The sequence below is a fragment of the Bacillus sp. FSL K6-0073 genome (assembly GCF_038006085.1).
GTDB lineage: Bacteria > Bacillota > Bacilli > Bacillales > Bacillaceae_G > Bacillus_A > Bacillus_A cereus.
This window is the reverse complement of record NZ_JBBOUN010000001.1, coordinates 4,561,195-4,582,431: the sequence shown is the minus strand read 5'-3', so window position 1 is coordinate 4,582,431 and position 21,237 is coordinate 4,561,195. Positions and strand designations below refer to the sequence as shown.

Genomic DNA, 21,237 nt, shown 5'->3' with positions numbered 1-21,237 from the left:
AATGAGTTATATAATATTGTATATATATTTTAGGTGAAGTGAGTAGAGAAAAATAAAGAGTATAGTGTAAAGGAGTGAATGTATTGCGTTGTCCATCCTGTTCTCATAATGGTACAAGAGTGTTAGATTCGCGTCCGGTAGACGAGGGGCGCTCTATTCGAAGAAGGAGAGAGTGTGAAAGCTGCTTAAGTCGCTTTACGACCTTTGAAAGGGTAGAAGAGTCACCTCTTATCGTTGTAAAAAAAGAAGGCACACGAGAAGAGTTTAATAAAGAAAAGATTTTACGTGGTTTAATTAAAGCGTGTGAAAAAAGACCAGTATCTTTAAGACAATTAGAAGAAGTAACACAAAGCGTGGAACGTGAACTGCGTAATTTAGGTATATCAGAAGTGAAAAGTGATATGATTGGTGAAATTGTCATGGAAGAACTTCGCGATATTGATGATGTTGCTTACGTACGTTTTGCTTCTGTATATCGTCAATTTAAAGATTTAAATGTATTTATTGAAGAATTAAAAGATATACTGCAAAAAGAAAGAGAGTAGAAGTTGTATTTTATTCTCTTTACATACCGTAAGTAATAGGATAAGAGAGCTAGAAGCGCAAGCTAATAGCTCTTTTTCACTAAGAATTTATATAATGAAGATAGAACGAATGAAGTAGAGGATAGATTGGATGAGAGAAAGGAAAAGCAAGAATGGAAAAACAGTCATGGATGGAGCTATTGCCGATTGATCGTTATAAAGTAAGTGCGAAAGGGCTACTGCACAATTACGACCGAAAAGTGTTAACGATGTTGTATCAGCCGTTAATAGGTAGTAGAGCTTTTAGCTTATACATGACACTATGGGGAGAGCTAGAGCAAGATCGTGTATTTGGAAAAGAGAATACGCATCATTTCCTTATGGTGACTATGCAAATGCAACTTCCTGAAATATATGAAGAACGAGTAAAGTTAGAGGCAATTGGGCTATTGAAGGTATATATTAAGAAAGAAAAAGATATTCGAATGTTCATATATGAGTTGCAACCACCTTTATCTCCGAAGCAGTTTTTTGATGATATTGTTTTAAGTATCTTTTTATACAATCGATTGAGCCGGACAAAATATAATCAAGTAAAGCAATATTTCTTAGAAGAAGAATTGGATTTTGCTTCTTATGAAAATGTTACGCGTTCTTTCAATGATGTGTTTGGTTCGTTTAATCCAGGACAGCTTGAGCATGCGCAAGAAGATCTTCGTATTCCAAAAACGACAACTATGCCAAGTAACGAGAAGGGAGACGCTCCGAAAGTTTGGAATGATTTCTTTGATTTCTCTTTATTTGTAGATGGATTGTCCGCTCTTGTTCCTAAAAAGGCGATTACAGATCAAGTGAGAGACTGCGTTATAACACTTGCTTACGTGTATGGTGTAGATGTGTTATCGATGCAAAATATCGTTCTTGGTGCAGTGACAGAGATGCAAACAATTGATACGGAAAGGCTTAGAAAAGGAGCGCGCGATTGGTATCAATTTGAAAATGGTCAAGCATTACCGGTATTAAGTGAAAGAGTACAGCCTCATGCTGCACGTACGATGAAAGAGAAAGAGCCTTCATCGCAAGAGGAGATGCTAATAAAGCAGCTAGAGGAAATCTCGCCAAAACAACTATTGAAAGAGATTTCTGGTGGTGCAGAGGCAACGAAAGCGGACTTGCAGATCGTTGAAGATGTCATGATTAATCAAAAATTGACACCAGGAGTTGTGAATGTACTTATTTATTACGTTATGCTACGCTCAGATATGAAACTTGCGAAAACGTATGTCGAGAAGATTGCTGGGCATTGGGCACGTAAAAAGGTCGGTACAGTAGCGGACGCGATGGCGTTAGCGAAAGAAGAGAACCGTCAATATCAAGAGTGGGCTGAGACGAAGAAAAAAGGCCGTACGGCGAAGAAAACGGTGCGGAAAGAAATGGTGCCAGATTGGCTTAAGGAAGAAGAGTCGAAAGAACAAGAGAAAGAAACAGAGAAGAAAGATATAAGTGTAGAAAAAAATGCAAGTACGCTAGAAGATGAAAGAAAACGACTAGAAGAAGTGTTAAAAAAATATAAGCGTGATTAATAGAAGAGAATGAACGCTCTTTGAGGTGAGAAAATGGAGCATATTCAAAATTCATTTGCAAAATTAATGGAAAATGAAAACTTTAAAAATAGATATGAAGTATTAAAGGCAGAAGTAATGGCGCATCCGCGTGTGAAAGAATTTATAGACGAACATAAGGGTGAAGTAACGACTTCTATGATTGAGCGCAGTCTTGTGAAGTTATATGAATATATTGGACAAAGTGTAGGTTGCGTGGATTGTCCGGATTTAGGTTCATGTAAAAATATGCTGCAAGGTTATGAGCCAAAGCTTGTTATTCAAGGGAAGATGATTGATATTCAATACGATCGCTGCGTTAGAAAAGTAGCGCATGACGAGAGAAAGAAATATGAAAAACTCGTTCAAAGTGTATATATGCCAACGGATATTTTGCAGGCAACTATGGAAAACTTAGACCCTTCTGATTTAAATGCACGTATCGATGCAATTGGTGCAGCGAATGAATTTTTAAGTACATATGAACCAGGTAAAAAAGCACAAGGTTTATATTTGTACGGTAAATTTGGTGTAGGAAAAACGTACCTTTTAGGAGCAATAGCGAACGAGCTTGCTCGAAAGAAAATAAGTTCGATGCTCGTATACTTCCCGGAATTTTTACGTGAAATTAAAAGTTCAATTCAAGATAATTCGATTGGTGAAAAGATTGATGCGGTTAAACGCGTACAAGTTTTAATGTTAGACGATATCGGGGCAGAAGCGATGTCAAGCTTTGTGCGTGACGATGTGCTTGGTGCAATCTTGCAATTCCGTATGTTAGAAAACTTACCGACGTTCTTTACGTCTAATTTTGATTTTAAACAACTGGAACACCATTTAACGTATACGCAGCGTGGTGAGGCTGAAGAAATGAAGGCAGCACGTATTATGGAACGAATTAAATATTTAGCGAAACCAATTCCAATTGGTGGGAAAAACCGTCGTCATAAGTAAAAGAGCAAGCTGAGAAGCTTGCTCTTTTGTATTATAGTGATATTTTCTTTTCAAATATGAGGTCGAAATATTCAGGTTGTCCAGAACTGCCAATCGTAGGGGCAACAATCTGTACGAACCTCCAGCCATCTCTAGCATGTTCTTGAATAATTTCTTGGTAGTCTTCAGCTGGTTTTGAGCGAGTGAACCCCCAATGTAATTCGACTTTTACGAATTTATATTCAAACATTCAGATACCCCCTTTTATTGATAAGTAAAGTATACAATAAAAATTCATAGTAGCTTGTATCATTTTTTTCTCCCTCCCTTAATATATATAAAATTAGCAAGCCATATTGAGTGGATTTTCTAACGATAGGAAATGTGATTCTACTAAGAGTGAACTTCACGCGGGACGGACTCTTATAGGATTTGTAACGTATAGATACAGTCCTTTAGAGCGGGGATAAAAGGGGGGACAAAAGTGATTGAAATTTGCTTCGAAGAAAAAAATGATGCTATGCACGTATATAGACAATTGCTGAAAAGAGCGGAAGTGTTATATAAGGAAACGAGTGTGTATTTACAGGAACAAAAAGTGGTGATTCACATACCAGTACGTGAATCGAATTATATTGAAAAAATCTTATTGCCAGTAATGGTGTATTTCATTGTGAATGTGAAACAAAATGAGTGGATTTATACGATTTTAAAAGAAAAGTTTTTTTATGAAGAACAAGAAGAGTGTCATCAAATATTGCACATGGCACATGAGATTTTAAAGGGAAGAAGAAAAGGTGTAGCTCAGGATTTAACGCGTAACGCATTTGAGTCATATATTAAGTCTTCTTTAAATAATTGGCTTTGTGATCCGCTCTCATTCTCGTTTTCATCATATATCCGTTTTCGTCTTCGTACATATAGGGAAATGGTGGCTAAACTTGCGGAAGTGGCAATTGATGAATATAAGATGGAGCAAGAATACCAAATGTTCATTGAGACGCTTCGGCAACAAGTAAGTAGCCGTAAATCACGTTTGTCTTGCGTGCATCTTATTTTTGATGAAAGCTTTATCTTTTATGATGATAAAGGTAGACGTTTAAAACAGGAGAAGTTGGTCCAATATATAGATGAGGAATTATTAAAGCAAAATGATGTATATATTGATACGAAAGTAATTGCGCCGCTTCTTTCTATTTCGCCTAAAAAGATTTATTTATATACGAAAGAACAAGACCATAATATGATTATTACTTTGCGAAATGTGTTCCAAGAACGGGTCCAATTACATGGATTACATGATTTTGAGCGCAATGTGAAAAATTTAAAAAATAAAGGTAACGCCCTTGATTTTCTAAGTTTTTGAGCATATAATTACCTACATAAATGAAATATATTGAAATGTCATGATGAGGACATGAGTAGTTTTCTACGATTTTCAGAGAGGGAAGCCTTAGGGTGTGAGCTTCCTAGTACGGGATTATTACTTACCACCTCTAAACTTTAGCAGTGAACGGTTTTTCTAGTAATTGCTAACGGACAACACCGTTATGTTGAACTTGAGCAATTAACAATTATGTTAATTGGAACAAGGGTGGAACCACGAATTCAACACTCGTCCCTTTTTACGGGGTGAGTGTTTTTTATTTTGAGAAAAAGAGGAGTGACCAGTGATGGCAGATGTAGTTAAAATTACTTTCCCTGATGGAGCTGTGAAGGAGTTTCCAAAAGGCGTAACAACTGAAGAAATCGCAGCTTCTATTAGCCCAGGCTTAAAGAAAAAAGCTGTAGCTGGAAAATTAAACGATGAGATGATCGATCTTGTTACACCAATCGAAGAAGATGGTGCAGTTTCTATCATTACATTAGATTCTGAAGATGGCCTATATATTTTACGCCATTCAACAGCCCACCTTTTAGCACAAGCGTTAAAACGTTTATATAAAGATGTTAAGGTTGAGCTTGGCATTGGTCCAGTAATTGAAAATGGCTTCTACTACGATATTGATATGGAAGAAGCAATTACAGTTGAAGACTTCAAGAAAATCGAAAAAGAAATGCAAAAAATCGTGAACGAGAACTTAGAAATCGTTCGTCATGAAGTACCACGTGCAGAAGCAATTCGTCGCTTTGAAGAAATCGGCGATGAGTTAAAATTAGATTTAATTAACGATCTTCCAGAAGATGCAGTTATTTCAATCTATGAGCAAGGCGAATTCTTCGACCTTTGTCGTGGTGTTCACCTTCCATCTACAGGGAAAATTAAAGTGTTTAAATTATTAAGCGTTGCAGGTGCTTACTGGCGCGGTGATAGCAATAATAAAATGCTACAACGTATTTACGGTACTGCATTCGTTAAGAAAGCAGAATTAGATGAGCACTTACGTATGCTTGAAGAAGCGAAAGAGCGCGATCACCGTAAATTAGGTAAAGAATTAAAACTATTTACTAATAGCCAAAAAGTAGGACAAGGTTTACCACTTTGGTTACCAAAAGGTGCAACAATCCGCCGCATTATCGAGCGTTACATCGTTGATAAAGAAGCAAGCTTAGGCTATGATCACGTATATACTCCAGTACTAGGAAGCAGAGAGCTTTATGAAACTTCTGGTCACTGGAACCACTACCGTGATGGCATGTTCCCATCAATGGAAATGGATAACGAAGAATTAGTTCTTCGTCCAATGAACTGTCCTCATCATATGATGGTTTATAAAAATGATATTCACAGCTACCGTGAATTACCAATCCGTATTGCAGAACTTGGAACAATGCACCGTTATGAAATGTCAGGTGCGTTATCTGGATTACAACGTGTACGCGGAATGACTTTAAACGATGCGCACATTTTCGTTCGTCCAGATCAAATTAAAGAAGAGTTAAAACGTGTTGTAAACTTAACTCTAGAAGTGTACAAAGATTTCGGTTTAGAGAACTACTCATTCCGTCTATCTTACCGCGACCCAGCAGATACTAAAAAGTATTATGCGGATGATGAGATGTGGGAAAAAGCACAAGGTATGTTAAAAGAAGCTATGGATGAAATGGGTCTTGATTACTATGAAGCTGAAGGTGAAGCGGCATTCTACGGTCCAAAACTTGATGTTCAAGTTCGTACTGCTCTTGGAAAAGACGAAACACTTTCAACTGTACAATTAGACTTCTTACTTCCAGAACGCTTTGAATTATCATACGTTGGTGAAGACGGTAAACAACATCGTCCAGTTGTAATTCACCGTGGTGTTGTATCAACTATGGAACGTTTTGTAGCCTTCTTAATTGAAGAATACAAAGGTGCATTCCCAACATGGTTAGCTCCAGTTCAAGTACAAGTAATTCCAGTTTCTCCGCAAGTACATTTAGACTATGCGAAAAAAGTACAAGACGAATTGCGTCGTGCTGGTATCCGTGTTGAATTAGACACTCGTGAAGAGAAGATCGGTTACAAAATCCGTGAAGCACAAATGCAAAAAATTCCGTACATGCTTGTAGTAGGTGACAATGAAGTAACTGAAAACGGCGTAAACGTACGTAAATATGGTGAACAAAAATCAGAAACAATCGCATTAGATGCTTTTGTTGACATGATTAAAGTAGAAGGAAAACGATAAGAAAAAGCCGCGGTATACCGCGGCTTTTTTATGTAATATATTCGAGAGAAATTAGAAAAAATAACCATGTGACACTTATCATAAAAAAGTATTGCAAGTATGTTAGTTGTTTGTTACAATATTTCTTGTTGTTAGTAAAACACATCGCGTCTTATTGACAGACGTCATGTCCTATGATAAACTCATCAAGGATAATAGAATATTGTTTTGTGGAACAAGTAGAAGCACCCGCTTCTCACCTGATGGACGCATTCGCAGTTAACAGGTAAATGTATTTCTTACTTAAGATTTTACAAGTGTGGGTGTCGTATGCCCGCACTTTTTTTGTTCGGGTTCTATGACTACAAAATATGTTCTGAGAAAACCTTGGAGGTGGCTTACTATTAGCAAGGATATGATGATTAACGAGCAAATTCGTGCACGTGAAGTACGTTTAGTTGGCGCAAATGGCGATCAACTTGGAATCAAGTCTCGTAATGACGCTTTAGACTTAGCTGCAAATCTTAATCTTGATTTAGTATTAGTTGCTCCAAATGCGAAACCGCCAGTATGCCGCATTATGGACTACGGTAAATTCCGCTTTGAGCAACAGAAGAAAGAAAAAGAGCAGCGCAAAAATCAAAAAGTAATTAGCATGAAAGAAGTTCGTTTAAGTCCAACAATTGATGAACACGACTTTAACACAAAACTTCGTAATGCTATCAAGTTTTTAGAGAAAGGCGACAAGGTTAAAGCGTCAATTCGCTTTAAAGGACGTGCCATTACTCATAAAGAAATCGGTCAACGTGTTTTAGATCGCTTCTCAGAAGCTTGTGCTGAAGTTAGTACAGTTGAATCTAAGCCTAAAATGGAAGGACGCAGTATGTTCTTAGTTTTAGCACCGAAAAACGATAAGTAATAGATAGAGGAGGAAATACCTATGCCTAAACAAAAAACTCATCGCGGCGCTGCAAAGCGTTTCAAAAAGACTGGATCAGGTAAACTGAAACGTTCTCACGCTTACACAAGCCATTTATTCGCTAACAAATCTACAAAAGCTAAACGTAAACTACGTAAAGCTGGTGTAGTAAGCGCTGGTGACTTCAAACGCATTCGTCAAATGCTTGACAACTTAAAATAAGTTCGGCTGATATATAGAACAATTAGGAGGTAATATTATGCCAAGAGTAAAAGGTGGTACAGTTACTCGTCAACGTCGTAAAAAAGTAATTAAATTAGCAAAAGGTTACTACGGTTCAAAAAATACATTATTCAAGGTTGCTAACCAACAGGTTATGAAATCTCTAATGTATGCATTCCGTGACCGCCGTCAAAAGAAACGTGACTTCCGTAAATTATGGATTACACGTATCAACGCAGCAGCTCGTATGAATGGTCTTTCTTACAGCCGCTTAATGCACGGTCTTAAAAATGCTGGCATCGAAGTTAACCGCAAGATGCTTGCTGACTTAGCTGTTCATGACGAAAAAGCTTTCGCTGAATTAGCAACAGTTGCAAAAAACAACATTAACTAATTAATTAGTTGAAACCTTAGAAGAATTTTCTTCTAAGGTTTTTTTATTTGTATTCAAATAGAAGTTAGAAGTGAAAGAAATTCTAAAGATTAACGACTATGTCGTTATCAATATGACAAAATCAATATAAAAGTTATAGCAGTATAGAAGAATATACATATGAAGTCAGGAGAATACTCCTGGCTTTTTTCAATTCTGCTCGTTTGGAAAGAAGAGTATCTTTCCTAGCCGAAACGACACTGCTATAATGGAAAGGTAATATGGAACTTTCATCAGATGAACAATTTAAGAGCGATGACTGAAACGTATTTGTAAATTAAGGACAAGCTATTTTATAAAGAGTTAGATAGCTGACTTATTCATAAGAACTGAAACATAATAATGAACTTTGAGATGAAACAACATTGTTGCGTAAAATGCGATGTTGGAGGAGGACAATAGAATGGACTTACTACAACTATTTAAATTACAAAAAGAATTAGATGACCGTATTGCAAAAGAACATGACTTACAACCGAAAAAATTGTTAAAAGAAAAAATGTTAGCTCTTCTTGTAGAAATTGGAGAACTTGCAAATGAAACACGTTGTTTTAAATATTGGAGCAACAAGCCAGCTTCGGAACGTGAAGTAATATTAGAAGAATACGTAGATGGTTTGCATTTTATTTTATCAATCGGAATTGATTTAGGTATTGATAAAAACTTCCTATTCTATAAATGTGCACAAACGAATAAAACACAAGTGGAAATTTTCTTAGACACATATGCGAAAGTAATTCGTTTTACAGATCAACCATCTATTACAAACTATATTGAATTATTTACGAGCTATCTTCGACTTGGACAAGCACTTGAATTTGAGCAAGAAGAGATTGAAAAAGCATATTTAGATAAAAATGAAGTAAATCATCAGCGTCAAACACAAGGATACTAATTTAATTTTTGAATATTTCAATTTAATTATTGTATAATGAATTGACTGAAGAAAAAGGAGGGTGTTGGCAATGACAAAATTAGACGCGACATTGACAATGCTAAAAGAATTAACGGACGCACGTGGTATTGCTGGTAACGAACGTGAACCACGTGAAGTAATGAAGAAATATATCGAGCCGTTTGCGGACGAACTTTCTACTGATAATTTAGGGAGTTTAGTTGCAAAAAAAGTAGGGGAAGAAAACGGCCCAAAAATTATGGTTGCAGGTCATTTGGATGAAGTTGGATTTATGATTACACAAATCGATGACAAAGGTTTCCTTCGCTTCCAAACGGTTGGTGGCTGGTGGTCACAAGTTATGCTTGCGCAACGCGTGACGATTGTAACGCGTAAAGGAGATGTAACAGGTGTAATTGGTTCAAAACCACCGCACATTTTACCTCCAGAAGCTCGTAAAAAGCCAGTTGAAATTAAAGACATGTTCATCGATATCGGTGCTTCTAGCCAAGAAGAAGCAATGGAGTGGGGCGTACGACCAGGAGATCAAGTTGTACCTTACTTTGAATTCCAAGTGATGAAGAATGAAAAAATGTTACTTGCAAAAGCATGGGATAACCGAATTGGTTGTGCAATTGCAATTGACGTATTAAAACAATTAAAAGATGAAAAGCATCCAAACGTTGTATACGGCGTTGGAACTGTACAAGAAGAAGTTGGTCTTCGTGGCGCAAAAACATCTGCGAATTATATTAAACCAGATATCGCGTTCGCAGTAGATGTTGGTATCGCTGGAGATACACCGGGTGTAACGTCAAAAGAAGCGCAAAGTAAAATGGGCGATGGACCACAAATCATTTTATATGATGCTTCTGTTATTGGACATACAGGTTTACGTGATTTCGTAGTTGATGTTGCTGATGAATTACAAATCCCGTATCAATATGATTCAGTAGCGGGCGGAGGAACGGATGCGGGTGCGATTCACATTGCTGTAAATGGTATTCCTTCTATGGCAATTACAATTGCAACGCGCTATATCCATTCTCATGCGGCAATGTTACACCGTGATGATTATGAAAATGCAGTGAAGTTAATTGTAGAAGTTATTAAACGTCTTGATAAAGAGGCTGTACATAACATTACATTTAATTAATAGAAAAAGCGAAGGAGATTCTCCTTCGCTTTTTTATGTTTTAAAAAGGCCGTTCTAATCCTGCTGCAGTATGAGCGCCTAAAATAATTAAACGAGTTAATTGCATCGCCATAAAATGCGGAGTATATATCATTCCTCTTTTTAACCATGACATAATCATTCCGATGTGAGCCCCTGTAACATAACTAATCAAAATATCACGAGGAACCATAAGATCTTCATCATCTGGTTGTGAAATAGACAAGCTTAATGTTAAATGCACTTGTATTGTTTTCATCATTTTATAAGAGTAGTTTCCGGCAGCTTTATCCCCAAGCATAACGTTATAAAAGTTTACATTTTCTGCGATATGTTCGAATAAAGCCAAAAATGTAGGGTGAGGTGAATCAAATGTAAGTTGAAAATCTTCTTTATTTCTATTTTTCGGTTTAATTACTTCTGCTAGCTTCTCTAACATTTCTTCAATACTTTTGTCTAATAGGTCATATTTATCATGGTAATGGCTATAAAATGTAGCGCGATTTACAGGAGCGCGTTCTGCGATATGTTGCACAGTTACATTTTCAAAGCCTTTTTCGCCTACTAAAGCGACAAAAGCATCCTGAATGAGTTGTCTCGTTCGCTTTACACGTGGATCATTTGTATTTTTAATAGACATTTTTCTTCTCCTCGTTTAATTTTCTATACTTAAACAACATATTGGTATTATATTGTTGTTTAAGCGACATTTCATACGTAAATTGTCGGTTGTAGATTCAAAATAATTATTTATAATTATAAACGATAGTCCTTCAGAAATCAGCACCGCTCGCAGGTAGATAAATTTCGATTTACGCTGCAGATGGTGTGATTTTTTTGTTAAAAGGTTAATATAATTAACAATTAAACAATCTAAACAATAAGGACATAAATAGTTTAGAAAAAAATTATATGCGATATAAGGAGAGGAATGCAATGAATCAGTTTCGAAGAATGGTAATTATCAACATTATCACATTAATTGTACTAGTTGGCGGCGGTATTGGCGGTTATTACTATTACAACCAAACGGAAAATTACTTAAAAACAGACAATGCAAAGATTGATGGGAAGGTAATTCCGGTTGCTTCACCAGTAGCAGGTAAACTAACTGACTGGAAAGCTGAAGTAGGAAAAAATTATAATGAGAACGATAAACTAGGCACTGTTACTGTAGCGGCAGCTAATGGAGAACAAACAGTAGATGTAACCATTCCACAAAATGCAACGGTTGTACAATCAAACGCAACAACAAATGCTTTCGTTGGAGCTGGTAGCCCGATTGCTTACGCATTCGATATGAACAATTTATGGGTAACAGCAAACATTGAAGAAACAGATGTTGATGATGTTCAAAAAGGTCAAGATGTAGATGTGTATGTAGATGCATACCCAGATACAACGTTAACAGGAAAAGTAGAACAAGTTGGCTTAACAACAGCGAATACATTCTCTATGTTGCCATCAAGCAACGCAACAGCGAACTATACGAAAGTAACACAAGTAGTACCAGTTAAAATTTCTTTAGATCATAGCAAATCAGTAAATATTGTTCCTGGCATGAATGTGACAGTTCGTATTCATAAGTAAGGGGGAGATGAGATGTCCTCAATTGTAATTGCAGGATATGCACTATTTTGTATAATCGTCTTCTTCCTTGTAAATCGTCTTTTACGAAAGAAAAAAACGAAAATGGGAGAAGAACAAGTCCCAGCCGTAAGTAAAATAGAAATAAGTAAAGTTGAAACAGAAGAGAAAGAAATTGAACGAAAGCAAGAATCGGAAATTTCTAATGTAGTTGAGTTAGAAACAGGAAAGCAAGAAGAAGTAAAACAAGAAAAAGAAGTGCCGAAAAAACAAATGTCTACGCCTGTAGAGAATGTGAACGTAAAAGCAGTTGTAGCTGTATTAATTCTCGGCATGTTCGTTTCTATTTTAAACCAAACAATTATTAACGTTGCATTACCTCCGTTAATGAATGAATTTAACGTATCAACTTCAACAGCACAATGGTTAATTACAGGCTTCATGCTTGTAAATGGTATTTTAGTACCGATTAGTGCATTTTTAGTTTCACGATTTACGTATCGTAAATTATTCGTAGCAGCAATGTTATTCTTTACGGTAGGATCTATCATTTGTGCTACTTCAGGAAACTTTACAATGATGATGACAGGTCGCGTAATTCAAGCAGTTGGTGCGGGTATTTTAATGCCGGTTGGTATGAATATCTTCATGACGTTATTCCCGCCTCATAAACGCGGAGCGGCGATGGGATTACTAGGTGTAGCGATGATTTTAGCACCAGCTATCGGACCGACTGTAACAGGTTGGGTGATTGAAAACTATAGCTGGAACTTAATGTTCTATGCGATGTTTATTATCGGTTTAATTATTACGTTCCTATCTTTAAAATTCTTTACACTAGCTCAGCCAGTGTCTAAAACGAAATTAGATATATTCGGTGTGGTTAGTTCAAGTATTGGACTAGGAAGCTTATTGTACGGATTTAGTGAAGCTGGAAATAATAGTTGGACTAGTGCAGAAGTTGTTATTTCACTTATCATTGGTGTAATTGGTTTAGCGTTATTTATTTGGAGAGAGCTAACAACGGACAATAAAATGCTTGATTTACAAGTATTTAAATATCCAGTATTTACTTTCACTTTAGTAATTAACGCAATCGTTACGATGGCATTATTCGGAGGTATGTTATTGCTTCCAGTATATCTGCAAAACATTCGTGGCTTTACGCCAATTGAATCTGGTTTACTACTTCTTCCAGGATCATTAATTATGGGGATTATGGGACCAGTAGCGGGTAAATTATTCGATAAATATGGCATTCGTCCATTAGCGATAATTGGATTGGCAATTACGACGTATGCGACATATGAATTTACAAAATTATCGATGGATACACCGTATAGCGTTATTATGACGGATTATATTATACGTTCAATTGGTATGTCATTCATTATGATGCCAATTATGACGGCTGGTATGAACGCGCTGCCGATGAAATTAATTTCTCACGGTACAGCAACGCAAAATACGTCAAGACAAGTAGCGGGTTCAATCGGAACAGCGATTTTAATTACACTTATGACGCAACAAACGACTGCTCACGTAGCAGATTACGGCAACATGTTAACAACATCAAACCCAATTTTAGTTGATAAAATACACGGCATGGGGCAAAGTTTAGCGGCCTTAGCTGGATCAGCTCAAGCAGGAGACGCGATGAGTACACAACTATTATATGGACAAATTTCAAAGCTATCTGCAATTAACGGTATTAACGATGCCTTCTTAATCGCAACGATACTAGCAGGTATCGCTTGGGTGTTATCGTTCTTCTTACCATCAGGCAATAAACCAAATAGAAAAGCAGGGAATTAAATTCCCTGCTTTTTTGTGTTCTTTATGCAGTTAAATATAAAAGCTGGTAACCAGCTACGGAGCACAGCCCTGTTATAAACAAAATTGTTCCCATAGCACGAATACTTGATATTTGTCTGCCGCTTATAATAGCTAATAGTCCAGCTAAAGAGAAGAGACCCCAATATAAAGTTCCTGAAATTGGAATCATCCCCTCTAAGTCTATTCCATAACCTATACAAATGATAGGAACAACGATAAGAGATATGCTAATTAAACCAGCTATAATAGTAAATGATTTACGACATTTCATACCAGCAATAATTAAAAAAATGCCGACGATGAATTCGCATAACATTAAAGTAAAAGCTAAAATCATCCAAATTAATATTCCGAACATTTCTGTATTACCTCCGATTTGTGGGTTTCGAAAAAAGTTATATATAGAATCAAACACCTACAGACATGAGTACCCAGAAGATAACCCCTAATATTCCAATGGTAAAAATAATGAATCCCATATTACGTATACTTTTAATTTTTGCTTGGAATCCACTTATCCCTGCTAATAATCCAGTTAAAGAAAATAGGGTCCAGTAAAGAGCAGTTGGAATGGGGAAGATTGTATCCATATTAATTCCTATACTTAAAAAAACAAAAGGTAGTGTGACAAAGGATAGGCTAAGTAGCCCCATTAAACCAACGAGTAATTTCCGATATTTAATTCCTGTTACTATTAAAAAAATACCACCAGCAATCCCGCATAGTAAGAGAAGTGGCGTGAAAAGCATCCAAATAACACTGAACATATGTAAACTCCTTTATATGAATTAAGTTATATTTTACTACATGAAGTTTATTTTGGATATTATTAATAAATATGTATAAATTGATAGAGATGAGAAGTGATCATACGAATTAATAAAAGAGGTATCGTGAGGATACCTCTTTCTAATTCAAGAATGCCAACAAATTATTCATAATATGAAATAACATAGCTGGAATAATGGATTTTGTTTTTTTACATAAAATAGCCATTAATAATCCCATGAAGAAAGTAATGACCATTACGCCAAGTGAGTATGTATGAGCGATACCGAAGAAGAAGCTTGTTATAATCGCTGCAATCCAAAATGGAAAGCGTTCTGAGAAAAAGCGAAGTATAAAGCCACGGAAAATAAGCTCTTCAAAAATTGGTGTGAGTATTGCAAAGCCGAGAAGTAATAATATTTGATACTGCTTAAAGACATCTAAGTTTAGTGCGGAAGATTGCTGCTTTGTTGCGTCTTGGAACACATAATTTAACAAGATGTAATTGAGTAAAATGTTTATAGCGAAGAAAAGAAGTAAGTATACGTATGTACGCCATTCTCTCAGTGCTTTAAAGTTAAATGATTGTAGTAGTAATTTTTTTGCGGGTTCGAATTTAAAAATGAAGAATAACAACACGGCTAGCTGTAATACAATACTTGCAGTATTTACGATAGATTCATACAGGGCAATTTGTTTTTTATCTGTAAGACCGGCTGTATAAATTGTTAAGGGCATTGCGAGGAACACAGTAATAAGTCCGGTTCCGAAAAAAGCGAATACAACGGAGCTAATAAATTGTCCCCATGACATAGAGTATTTCTGTTCATTAGAAAGTTGTGTAGCGGGTTGCATATGTAGAATCACCTCTTTATATTTGTATATTTAATTATAAGGCATTTTGTTTTCAGGCGTAATATTTAAATATTACATATAAAGGTGTATTTTCCATAAAATAATAAAAGAGGTATCACCCTGTAGTGATGCCTCTTTCTCATTGATAACTATGTTCTATCTTGTTATTCAATTTTGCTTGCTCTATTTGCAATTCACGCTCTACCAATCGATCTAATTGCTGAATTGCTTTAAGTGCTTTTTCATAAGAAATTGTTCGATAATGATGCGCTCCGCCCGGTTCTTCATCTGCTTCGTCTGCCCATTTAATAATATTTTGAAGAGATGTTCTTTCAATTTCTTGTTCCACTAAGAAAGAATCTGTATGAAGAAGAATTGCAATAGAAATTTCTTTTGCTAGTTTTGGATGTTCTCCTAATCTAATAAGTAATTTATGTGCTCTTTCAGCACCTTTAATTGCGTGTATATCATTCTTTTTATATAAGTCATAATCCCATTCACCGCCTGTGTACCACGTATGATGTCCGATATCATGAAGGAAGCCAGCTTTTGTGGCAGCATCGACTGAGGCGTGATGCTTTTTGGCTAGGTGAAACGCATGGTAAGCGACAGCGATCGCGTGGACCATTCCAGAACGGTTTACGTATTTTTGTGTAATGTGGTGTTTAAAAATTTGTTCAAGCGTAATACGATGCATAAAACATTCACTCCTTTTATCTTATGGTGTATATGAAGAAAAATCGATCGGTTTAAATGTATTTTGAACATTGTACTCCATCATAGTTCGTTAGTAAAGTAGAAATGTTTAGGAGAAGAAAAAATTTTTCTGCAAAAAAAATCACCTTAGCTTATGCAAAGGTGATTTTCAAATTGCTTATTTTTTTAATCCTTGCTCTAGTGTTTCTAACATTTCGTGCTTTTCATTTTCATCAGCGTTTTTCCAAATGACTTCAAATAAAACGCCAAGACCTGGAAGCATTTTTTCTTCACCGCTTTGAATTGCATCGACGATTGTTTCTTGTAATTGATCTTGTGAATTTCCAGATACATTCGCTAATACGGCACCGCGTAAATTAAAACTCATTGCTTTCACCTCTTCTTCAGAATTGAAACTGACGTTAGTTTTTGTTCTTTTTTATGTAAATATGTATGAAAAATAGGCTATAATGATAAGACAAGAAGAGAGGGAAATACATATTATGAAAAACATTGATTCAGTACAAAATCCGCGTGTAAAGCAGTGGAAAAAGCTGCAAACGAAAAAAGAACGCGATAAAAAAGGTTTATTTTTTGTAGAAGGATTCCACTTAGTCGAGGAAGCTTTGAAGGCAGGAATTGTAACAGAACTTATCGTTTCAGATCAGACAGACCTTCCGAAAGATTGGACAGTTAATGATGTGGAAATGTATATCGTACCTGAGGCGATTGTCAAAATACTTCGTGAAACAGAAACGACACAAGGTGTATTTGCTGTTTGTGAGAAGCATGAGAAAGAAGTAGCTCTTACTGATGGGAAATTCCTTTTATTAGATGGCCTGCAAGACCCAGGTAATTTAGGAACAATTATTCGTACAGCTGATGCAGCTGGTATTCACGCCGTTGTGCTTGGAGAAGGTTGTGTTGATGTTTACAATAGTAAAGTACTCCGCTCTACACAAGGCTCTATTTTCCACTTACCAATTGTAAAAGGGAACTTAGAAGAATGGGTAGACAAGTTAAAAGAAAACAACGTTCCTGTATATGGAACAGCTCTTGAAAATGGAGTTCCGTATGGTGAAGTAACGCCGGCTGGCAGTTTTGCATTAATTGTAGGAAATGAAGGAAATGGCGTACGCCAAGAAATTCTTGCAAAAACGGATCAAAACTTGTATATTCCGATTTACGGCGGGGCAGAATCATTAAATGTTGCGGTTGCAGCAGGGATTTTAACGTATTATTTGCAAAGCCCGGTTGCGAACAAATAAAAAACTTCTTATAATAAGTTGAAGTACATTATATTAAAAGTTAAATAACGAAAAACGTTGATAGAGAAGAGTAACTTACAAAATCGCCATATAGGGAGAGAGTGCCGTAGACTGAAAGCATTCTTATGGTAGACGGAAGTGAATTCACCTCTGGAGTTGACGCCAGGACCATGTATATGTAAAGGCGTTCCGGTCAGAATTGATCGTTATAACTAATGAGTGGGCAGACTTGTTCTGTCAATTTAGGGTGGTACCGCGAATTTACCTCGTCCCTTTTTGGGAGCGAGGTTTTTTTATTTTTAAAATTAGGAGGGTTCCAAAATGGAAGCACGTTTAAAAGAGCTAAAGCAAAAAGCGTTAGAGCTTATTGAAGAAGCGAAAGAGCTAAAGGGCTTAAACGACGTACGCGTAGCGTATTTAGGAAAAAAAGGCCCAATTACAGAAGTATTACGCGGCATGGGAAAATTGTCAGCAGAAGAGCGTCCACGTATGGGAGCATTAGTAAATGAAGTGCGTGAAGCGATTCAAACGCGTTTAGATGACAAAATTAGTAACTTAGAAAAAGCAGTAATCGAAGCGAAATTAGCTACTGAAACAATCGATGTTACACTGCCAGGTCGTCCTGTTGAAACAGGTTGTCACCATCCGTTAACAGCTGTTGTTGAGCAAATTGAAGATGTATTCATCGGTATGGGTTATGAAGTAGCTGAAGGAACAGAAGTAGAAAAAGACTACTACAACTTCGAAGCACTAAACTTACCGAAAGATCACCCAGCGCGTGATATGCAAGATACATTCTACATTACAGAAGAAACGTTACTACGTACACATACATCTTCTGTGCAAGCACGTACGATGGAAAATAATAAAGAAAAAGGCCCAATCAAAATTATTTGTCCTGGTAAAGTGTATCGCCGTGATGACGACGATGCGACGCATTCACATCAGTTCATGCAAATTGAAGGTCTTGTAATTGATAAAAACATTCGTATGAGTGACTTAAAAGGTACACTGCAAGTATTCGTGAAAAAGATGTTCGGTGAAGATCGTGAAATCCGTCTTCGTCCAAGTTTCTTCCCATTCACAGAGCCATCTGTAGAGATGGATATTTCTTGTATGATGTGTCATGGCAAAGGTTGCGGCACTTGTAAAGGAACTGGCTGGATTGAAATTCTAGGCGCAGGTATGGTTCACCCGAACGTACTTGAAATGGCTGGTTATGATTCAAAAGAATATCAAGGTTTCGCATTCGGTATGGGCGCAGAGCGTATCGCAATGTTGAAATACGGAGTAGATGACATTCGTCATTTCTATACAAATGATGTACGTTTCTTACAACAATTCAAACGAGCGTAAGGGAAGGAGAGGATAAATATGTTCGTATCATATCGTTGGTTACAAGAGTATGTAGATATTAAAGATGTAACAGCACAAGAACTAGCAGACAAAATCACGAAAAGTGGTATTGAAGTAGAAGGCGTTGAAGTATTAAATAAAGGTGTAAAAGGTGTTGTAGTTGGTCACGTATTAGAATGTGAAAAACACCCAGAAGCTGATAAATTAAGCAAATGCTTAATCGATATCGGTGAAGAAGAGCCAGTTCAAATTATTTGTGGAGCTGCTAACATTGCAAAAGGTTTAAAAGTACCAGTTGCAAAAGTTGGAGCTGTACTTCCTGGTAACTTCAAAATCAAAAAAGCAAAACTACGCGGTGAAGCTTCTCACGGTATGGTTTGTGCTCTTCAAGAGCTTGGTATTGATGGAAAGTTAGTTTCAAAAGAATACGCAGATGGTATCTTCATCTTCCCAAGTGACGCTGAAGTTGGTGCAGATGCACTTGAAATTTTAAACTTACACGATGAAGTACTTGAGCTTGGCTTAACACCAAACCGTGCAGATTGCTTAAACATGTTAGGTGTTGCTTACGAAGTAGCTGCTATTTATGGCCGCGAAGTAAAACTTCCAGCTATCGACTTACAAGAAACAGCAGAAAAAACTTCTGATTATATTTCTGTAAGCGTAGAAGCGAAAGAAGAAAACCCATTATACATTGCAAAAATGGTTAAAAACGTAAAGATTGGTCCGTCACCAATGTGGATGCAAACTCGTCTTATGGCAGCTGGCATTCGTCCAATTAGCAACGTAGTTGATATTACAAACTACATTTTAATGGAATACGGTCAACCGTTACATGCATTCGATTACGATAAATTAGGTTCAAAAGAAATCGTTGTTCGTCTTGCAAAAGAAGGCGAAAAAATTGAAACGTTAGATGATCAAGAGCGTACATTACAAAGCCACCATCTTGTAATTACAAACGGCACGAAAGCTTTAGCTGTTGCTGGTGTAATGGGCGGGGCGGATTCTGAAGTTACAAATGAGACAGTAAACGTTCTAATTGAGTCTGCATACTTTGCAGGTCAAACAGTACGTCGTACATCAAAAGACTTAGGTCTTCGTAGTGAATCAAGTGCACGTTTCGAAAAAGGAATCGATCCAACACGTACATTTGAAGCAATTCAACACGCAGCTGCTTTAATGGCGAAATATGCTGGCGGTGAAGCACTTGAAGGTGTAGTAGAAGCTGACAACTTACAAGTACAAGAGCGTACAGTATCTGTTACTGCTGAAAAAGTAAACCGTGTATTAGGTACAAATATTTCTGCGAGTGAAATGGGTACAATGTTCACAAACTTGAAATTCCCATTTACAGAAGTAGAAGGAACATTCCATGTAAATGTACCAGCACGTCGTCCTGATATTACAATTTCAGAAGACTTAGTAGAAGAAGTGGGCCGTCTATACGGTTATGACCACATTCCAGTTACATTACCTTCTGGAACGATGACTCGTGGTAAATTAACATCAGCACAAACGAAACGTCGTAAAGTACGCCGCTTCTTAGAGGGTGCTGGTTTATATGAAGCAATTACGTATTCATTAACAAGCGCTGACAAAGCGAAACAATATATGGTTGAGCCAAACGAAAAGGCGCCTGTAGGTCTTGCACTTCCAATGAGTGAAGAACGTAGCCAACTTCGTTTAAGCTTAGTACCGCAATTACTAGAAGCAGTTTCATACAATGTCGCTCGTAAAAACGACAGCGTTGCTTTATACGAAGTAGGTTCTATCTTCTTACCGACAGAAGAAGGAGAACTTCCGAAAGAAGAACAACATCTTGCAGGTGTTATGACAGGTCTTGCTCTTCACCATGCATGGCAAGGTGAGAAGAAAGTAGTAGACTTCTTCGTTGTGAAAGGTGTACTAGAAGGACTATTCGACGTGCTTGGCGTTTCAAATCAAATCACATATGCACCAGCAAAACGTGAAGGTATGCACCCAGGCCGTACAGCTGACATCGTATTAGATGGCGAAGTAATTGGTTTCATCGGTCAATTGCACCCAGAAGCAGAAAAACAATTAGATGTGAAAAATACATTCGTATTTGAATTATCTCTTGTAAAAGTATTCGGTGCAGACGCTGAGGAAACTTACTACTCAGCAATTCCACGTTTCCCATCTATGACACGTGACATGGCTGTTGTAGTAACAAAAGAAACAAAAGCTGGTGAAATGAAGCAAGTCATTGCTGAAGCTGGCGGAGAACTTCTGAAAGACGTAACACTATTCGACTTATACGAAGGTGAAAAAATGGAAGAAGGCAAGAAATCACTTGCATTCTCTATGACTTACTTCGATGCAGAACGTACATTAACAGACGAAGAAGTAACAGAAGCACATAACCGTGTATTAACAACGGTAGAAGAGAAATTCGGTGCGGAGTTACGTAAGTAATTAGAAAATTGCCGGATTCATTCCGGCAATTTTTTTATTGGATTGGTTGTCGGACGCTGTCGGTAAGTCGATATATTACAAAAATCGCTCATATATTTTCCGACACCTTGCATCTTTCTCTCGAATGTAGTACATTAATTT

Annotated in this window: 22 protein-coding genes and 3 other annotated features; of the genes, 15 read left to right on the top strand and 7 right to left on the bottom strand. The window is 36.9% G+C overall.

Annotation, left to right across the window (positions count from 1 at the left end; translation table 11 throughout):
* Positions 1 to 83: 83 nt before the first annotated feature.
* From nrdR to dnaI, 3 genes are all read left to right on the top strand, one after another.
* On the top strand, positions 84 to 545 hold the full coding sequence (gene nrdR, locus MHB52_RS23680; RefSeq protein WP_001203687.1) for a transcriptional regulator NrdR: 462 nt from the start codon (positions 84 to 86) through the stop codon (positions 543 to 545).
* Between the two features lie 152 nt (positions 546 to 697).
* Positions 698 to 2,107 carry a replication initiation and membrane attachment family protein gene (locus tag MHB52_RS23675; protein ID WP_061663241.1) on the top strand — a complete coding sequence of 470 codons (1,410 nt, stop codon included), beginning with the start codon at positions 698 to 700 and terminating at the stop codon, positions 2,105 to 2,107.
* A gap of 33 nt (positions 2,108 to 2,140) precedes the next feature.
* On the top strand, positions 2,141 to 3,079 hold the full coding sequence (gene dnaI / locus MHB52_RS23670; RefSeq protein WP_000400104.1) for a primosomal protein DnaI: 939 nt from the start codon (positions 2,141 to 2,143) through the stop codon (positions 3,077 to 3,079).
* A gap of 31 nt (positions 3,080 to 3,110) precedes the next feature.
* On the opposite strand, the gene MHB52_RS23665 is transcribed toward dnaI, so the two are convergent.
* Positions 3,111 to 3,308, bottom strand: coding sequence for a DUF4177 domain-containing protein (locus tag MHB52_RS23665; RefSeq protein WP_000464457.1), 198 nt, complete (start codon positions 3,306 to 3,308; stop codon positions 3,111 to 3,113).
* A 234-nt stretch (positions 3,309 to 3,542) separates the two neighbouring features.
* On the opposite strand from MHB52_RS23665, the gene ytxC reads away from it, so the two are divergent.
* The 7 genes from ytxC (at position 3,543) to MHB52_RS23630 (ending at position 10,273) form a co-directional block, all read left to right on the top strand.
* Positions 3,543 to 4,424, top strand: coding sequence for a putative sporulation protein YtxC (gene ytxC / locus MHB52_RS23660; RefSeq protein WP_000569629.1), 882 nt, complete (start codon positions 3,543 to 3,545; stop codon positions 4,422 to 4,424).
* Positions 4,425 to 4,455: 31 nt separating this feature from the next.
* Positions 4,456 to 4,684: a binding site (T-box leader), on the top strand.
* A gap of 47 nt (positions 4,685 to 4,731) precedes the next feature.
* Positions 4,732 to 6,669, top strand: a complete 1,938-nt coding sequence (gene thrS, locus MHB52_RS23655) for a threonine--tRNA ligase (protein WP_000786083.1) — start codon at positions 4,732 to 4,734, stop codon at positions 6,667 to 6,669.
* A gap of 210 nt (positions 6,670 to 6,879) precedes the next feature.
* Positions 6,880 to 7,000, top strand: a sequence feature (ribosomal protein L20 leader region).
* A 63-nt stretch (positions 7,001 to 7,063) separates the two neighbouring features.
* Positions 7,064 to 7,567 carry a translation initiation factor IF-3 gene (infC, locus tag MHB52_RS23650; protein WP_000973215.1) on the top strand — a complete coding sequence of 168 codons (504 nt, stop codon included), beginning with the start codon at positions 7,064 to 7,066 and terminating at the stop codon, positions 7,565 to 7,567.
* Positions 7,568 to 7,588: 21 nt separating this feature from the next.
* The gene (gene rpmI, locus MHB52_RS23645; protein ID WP_001125945.1) at positions 7,589 to 7,789 is read left to right on the top strand and encodes a 50S ribosomal protein L35; all 201 of its coding nucleotides are present in this window, start codon (positions 7,589 to 7,591) and stop codon (positions 7,787 to 7,789) included.
* Positions 7,790 to 7,826: 37 nt separating this feature from the next.
* The gene (gene rplT, locus MHB52_RS23640) at positions 7,827 to 8,183 is read left to right on the top strand and encodes a 50S ribosomal protein L20 (RefSeq protein ID WP_001138362.1); all 357 of its coding nucleotides are present in this window, start codon (positions 7,827 to 7,829) and stop codon (positions 8,181 to 8,183) included.
* A gap of 442 nt (positions 8,184 to 8,625) precedes the next feature.
* On the top strand, positions 8,626 to 9,117 hold the full coding sequence (locus MHB52_RS23635) for a dUTP diphosphatase (RefSeq protein WP_000365050.1): 492 nt from the start codon (positions 8,626 to 8,628) through the stop codon (positions 9,115 to 9,117).
* A 70-nt stretch (positions 9,118 to 9,187) separates the two neighbouring features.
* Positions 9,188 to 10,273, top strand: a complete 1,086-nt coding sequence (locus MHB52_RS23630; protein ID WP_000163555.1) for a M42 family metallopeptidase — start codon at positions 9,188 to 9,190, stop codon at positions 10,271 to 10,273.
* 40 nt (positions 10,274 to 10,313) lie between these two features.
* On the opposite strand, the gene MHB52_RS23625 is transcribed toward MHB52_RS23630, so the two are convergent.
* Positions 10,314 to 10,931, bottom strand: a complete 618-nt coding sequence (locus MHB52_RS23625) for a TetR/AcrR family transcriptional regulator (RefSeq protein WP_000023661.1) — start codon at positions 10,929 to 10,931, stop codon at positions 10,314 to 10,316.
* Positions 10,932 to 11,227: 296 nt separating this feature from the next.
* On the opposite strand from MHB52_RS23625, the gene MHB52_RS23620 reads away from it, so the two are divergent.
* Both MHB52_RS23620 and MHB52_RS23615 read left to right on the top strand, forming a co-directional pair.
* A complete protein-coding gene (locus tag MHB52_RS23620) occupies positions 11,228 to 11,881 on the top strand; it encodes an HlyD family secretion protein (RefSeq protein WP_001071419.1) in 654 nt (217 codons plus the stop codon).
* Positions 11,882 to 11,893: 12 nt separating this feature from the next.
* Positions 11,894 to 13,693: a DHA2 family efflux MFS transporter permease subunit gene (locus tag MHB52_RS23615; RefSeq protein WP_000095271.1), complete on the top strand. Its 1,800-nt coding sequence runs from the start codon at positions 11,894 to 11,896 to the stop codon at positions 13,691 to 13,693.
* A 22-nt stretch (positions 13,694 to 13,715) separates the two neighbouring features.
* Here MHB52_RS23615 and MHB52_RS23610 read toward each other — a convergent pair whose 3' ends face one another.
* The 5 genes from MHB52_RS23610 to sspI all read right to left on the bottom strand — a co-directional run bounded on the left by MHB52_RS23610 (position 13,716) and on the right by sspI (position 16,421).
* Positions 13,716 to 14,072, bottom strand: coding sequence for a hypothetical protein (locus MHB52_RS23610; RefSeq protein ID WP_016118703.1), 357 nt, complete (start codon positions 14,070 to 14,072; stop codon positions 13,716 to 13,718).
* 49 nt (positions 14,073 to 14,121) lie between these two features.
* Entirely contained in the window at positions 14,122 to 14,481 is a 360-nt protein-coding gene (locus MHB52_RS23605) for a hypothetical protein (protein WP_016118702.1), read from the bottom strand.
* A gap of 142 nt (positions 14,482 to 14,623) precedes the next feature.
* Entirely contained in the window at positions 14,624 to 15,337 is a 714-nt protein-coding gene (locus MHB52_RS23600) for a CPBP family intramembrane glutamic endopeptidase (RefSeq protein ID WP_001182122.1), read from the bottom strand.
* Between the two features lie 139 nt (positions 15,338 to 15,476).
* A complete protein-coding gene (locus MHB52_RS23595) occupies positions 15,477 to 16,034 on the bottom strand; it encodes an HD domain-containing protein (RefSeq protein ID WP_016118701.1) in 558 nt (185 codons plus the stop codon).
* Between the two features lie 177 nt (positions 16,035 to 16,211).
* A complete protein-coding gene (gene sspI, locus MHB52_RS23590; RefSeq protein WP_000009509.1) occupies positions 16,212 to 16,421 on the bottom strand; it encodes a small acid-soluble spore protein SspI in 210 nt (69 codons plus the stop codon).
* A gap of 82 nt (positions 16,422 to 16,503) precedes the next feature.
* Between sspI and MHB52_RS23585 the strand changes: the two genes are divergently transcribed.
* From MHB52_RS23585 to pheT, 3 genes are all read left to right on the top strand, one after another.
* A complete protein-coding gene (locus MHB52_RS23585; protein WP_001986644.1) occupies positions 16,504 to 17,301 on the top strand; it encodes a TrmH family RNA methyltransferase in 798 nt (265 codons plus the stop codon).
* A 48-nt stretch (positions 17,302 to 17,349) separates the two neighbouring features.
* Positions 17,350 to 17,578, top strand: a binding site (T-box leader).
* Positions 17,579 to 17,622: 44 nt separating this feature from the next.
* Complete coding sequence (gene pheS, locus MHB52_RS23580) at positions 17,623 to 18,657, top strand: phenylalanine--tRNA ligase subunit alpha (protein WP_000388219.1); 1,035 nt, start codon at positions 17,623 to 17,625, stop codon at positions 18,655 to 18,657.
* Positions 18,658 to 18,675: 18 nt separating this feature from the next.
* Positions 18,676 to 21,096: a phenylalanine--tRNA ligase subunit beta gene (gene pheT, locus MHB52_RS23575; protein ID WP_000498191.1), complete on the top strand. Its 2,421-nt coding sequence runs from the start codon at positions 18,676 to 18,678 to the stop codon at positions 21,094 to 21,096.
* Positions 21,097 to 21,237: the final 141 nt, after the last annotated feature.

What these genes read in the sequence shown, in the direction of transcription:
- MHB52_RS23675 (WP_061663241.1), top strand. Translation starts at nt 698, where the DNA reads ATGGAAAAACAGTCATGGATGGAGCTATTGCCGATTGATCGTTATAAA.
- dnaI (WP_000400104.1), top strand. Translation starts at nt 2,141, where the DNA reads ATGGAGCATATTCAAAATTCATTTGCAAAATTAATGGAAAATGAAAAC.
- MHB52_RS23665 (WP_000464457.1), bottom strand. Translation starts at nt 3,308, where the DNA reads ATGTTTGAATATAAATTCGTAAAAGTCGAATTACATTGGGGGTTCACT.
- thrS (WP_000786083.1), top strand. Translation starts at nt 4,732, where the DNA reads ATGGCAGATGTAGTTAAAATTACTTTCCCTGATGGAGCTGTGAAGGAG.
- infC (WP_000973215.1), top strand. Translation starts at nt 7,064, where the DNA reads ATGATGATTAACGAGCAAATTCGTGCACGTGAAGTACGTTTAGTTGGC.
- rpmI (WP_001125945.1), top strand. Translation starts at nt 7,589, where the DNA reads ATGCCTAAACAAAAAACTCATCGCGGCGCTGCAAAGCGTTTCAAAAAG.
- rplT (WP_001138362.1), top strand. Translation starts at nt 7,827, where the DNA reads ATGCCAAGAGTAAAAGGTGGTACAGTTACTCGTCAACGTCGTAAAAAA.
- MHB52_RS23635 (WP_000365050.1), top strand. Translation starts at nt 8,626, where the DNA reads ATGGACTTACTACAACTATTTAAATTACAAAAAGAATTAGATGACCGT.
- MHB52_RS23630 (WP_000163555.1), top strand. Translation starts at nt 9,188, where the DNA reads ATGACAAAATTAGACGCGACATTGACAATGCTAAAAGAATTAACGGAC.
- MHB52_RS23625 (WP_000023661.1), bottom strand. Translation starts at nt 10,931, where the DNA reads ATGTCTATTAAAAATACAAATGATCCACGTGTAAAGCGAACGAGACAA.
- MHB52_RS23620 (WP_001071419.1), top strand. Translation starts at nt 11,228, where the DNA reads ATGAATCAGTTTCGAAGAATGGTAATTATCAACATTATCACATTAATT.
- MHB52_RS23615 (WP_000095271.1), top strand. Translation starts at nt 11,894, where the DNA reads ATGTCCTCAATTGTAATTGCAGGATATGCACTATTTTGTATAATCGTC.
- MHB52_RS23610 (WP_016118703.1), bottom strand. Translation starts at nt 14,072, where the DNA reads ATGTTCGGAATATTAATTTGGATGATTTTAGCTTTTACTTTAATGTTA.
- MHB52_RS23605 (WP_016118702.1), bottom strand. Translation starts at nt 14,481, where the DNA reads ATGTTCAGTGTTATTTGGATGCTTTTCACGCCACTTCTCTTACTATGC.
- MHB52_RS23600 (WP_001182122.1), bottom strand. Translation starts at nt 15,337, where the DNA reads ATGCAACCCGCTACACAACTTTCTAATGAACAGAAATACTCTATGTCA.
- MHB52_RS23595 (WP_016118701.1), bottom strand. Translation starts at nt 16,034, where the DNA reads ATGCATCGTATTACGCTTGAACAAATTTTTAAACACCACATTACACAA.
- sspI (WP_000009509.1), bottom strand. Translation starts at nt 16,421, where the DNA reads ATGAGTTTTAATTTACGCGGTGCCGTATTAGCGAATGTATCTGGAAAT.
- MHB52_RS23585 (WP_001986644.1), top strand. Translation starts at nt 16,504, where the DNA reads ATGATAAGACAAGAAGAGAGGGAAATACATATTATGAAAAACATTGAT.
- pheS (WP_000388219.1), top strand. Translation starts at nt 17,623, where the DNA reads ATGGAAGCACGTTTAAAAGAGCTAAAGCAAAAAGCGTTAGAGCTTATT.
- pheT (WP_000498191.1), top strand. Translation starts at nt 18,676, where the DNA reads ATGTTCGTATCATATCGTTGGTTACAAGAGTATGTAGATATTAAAGAT.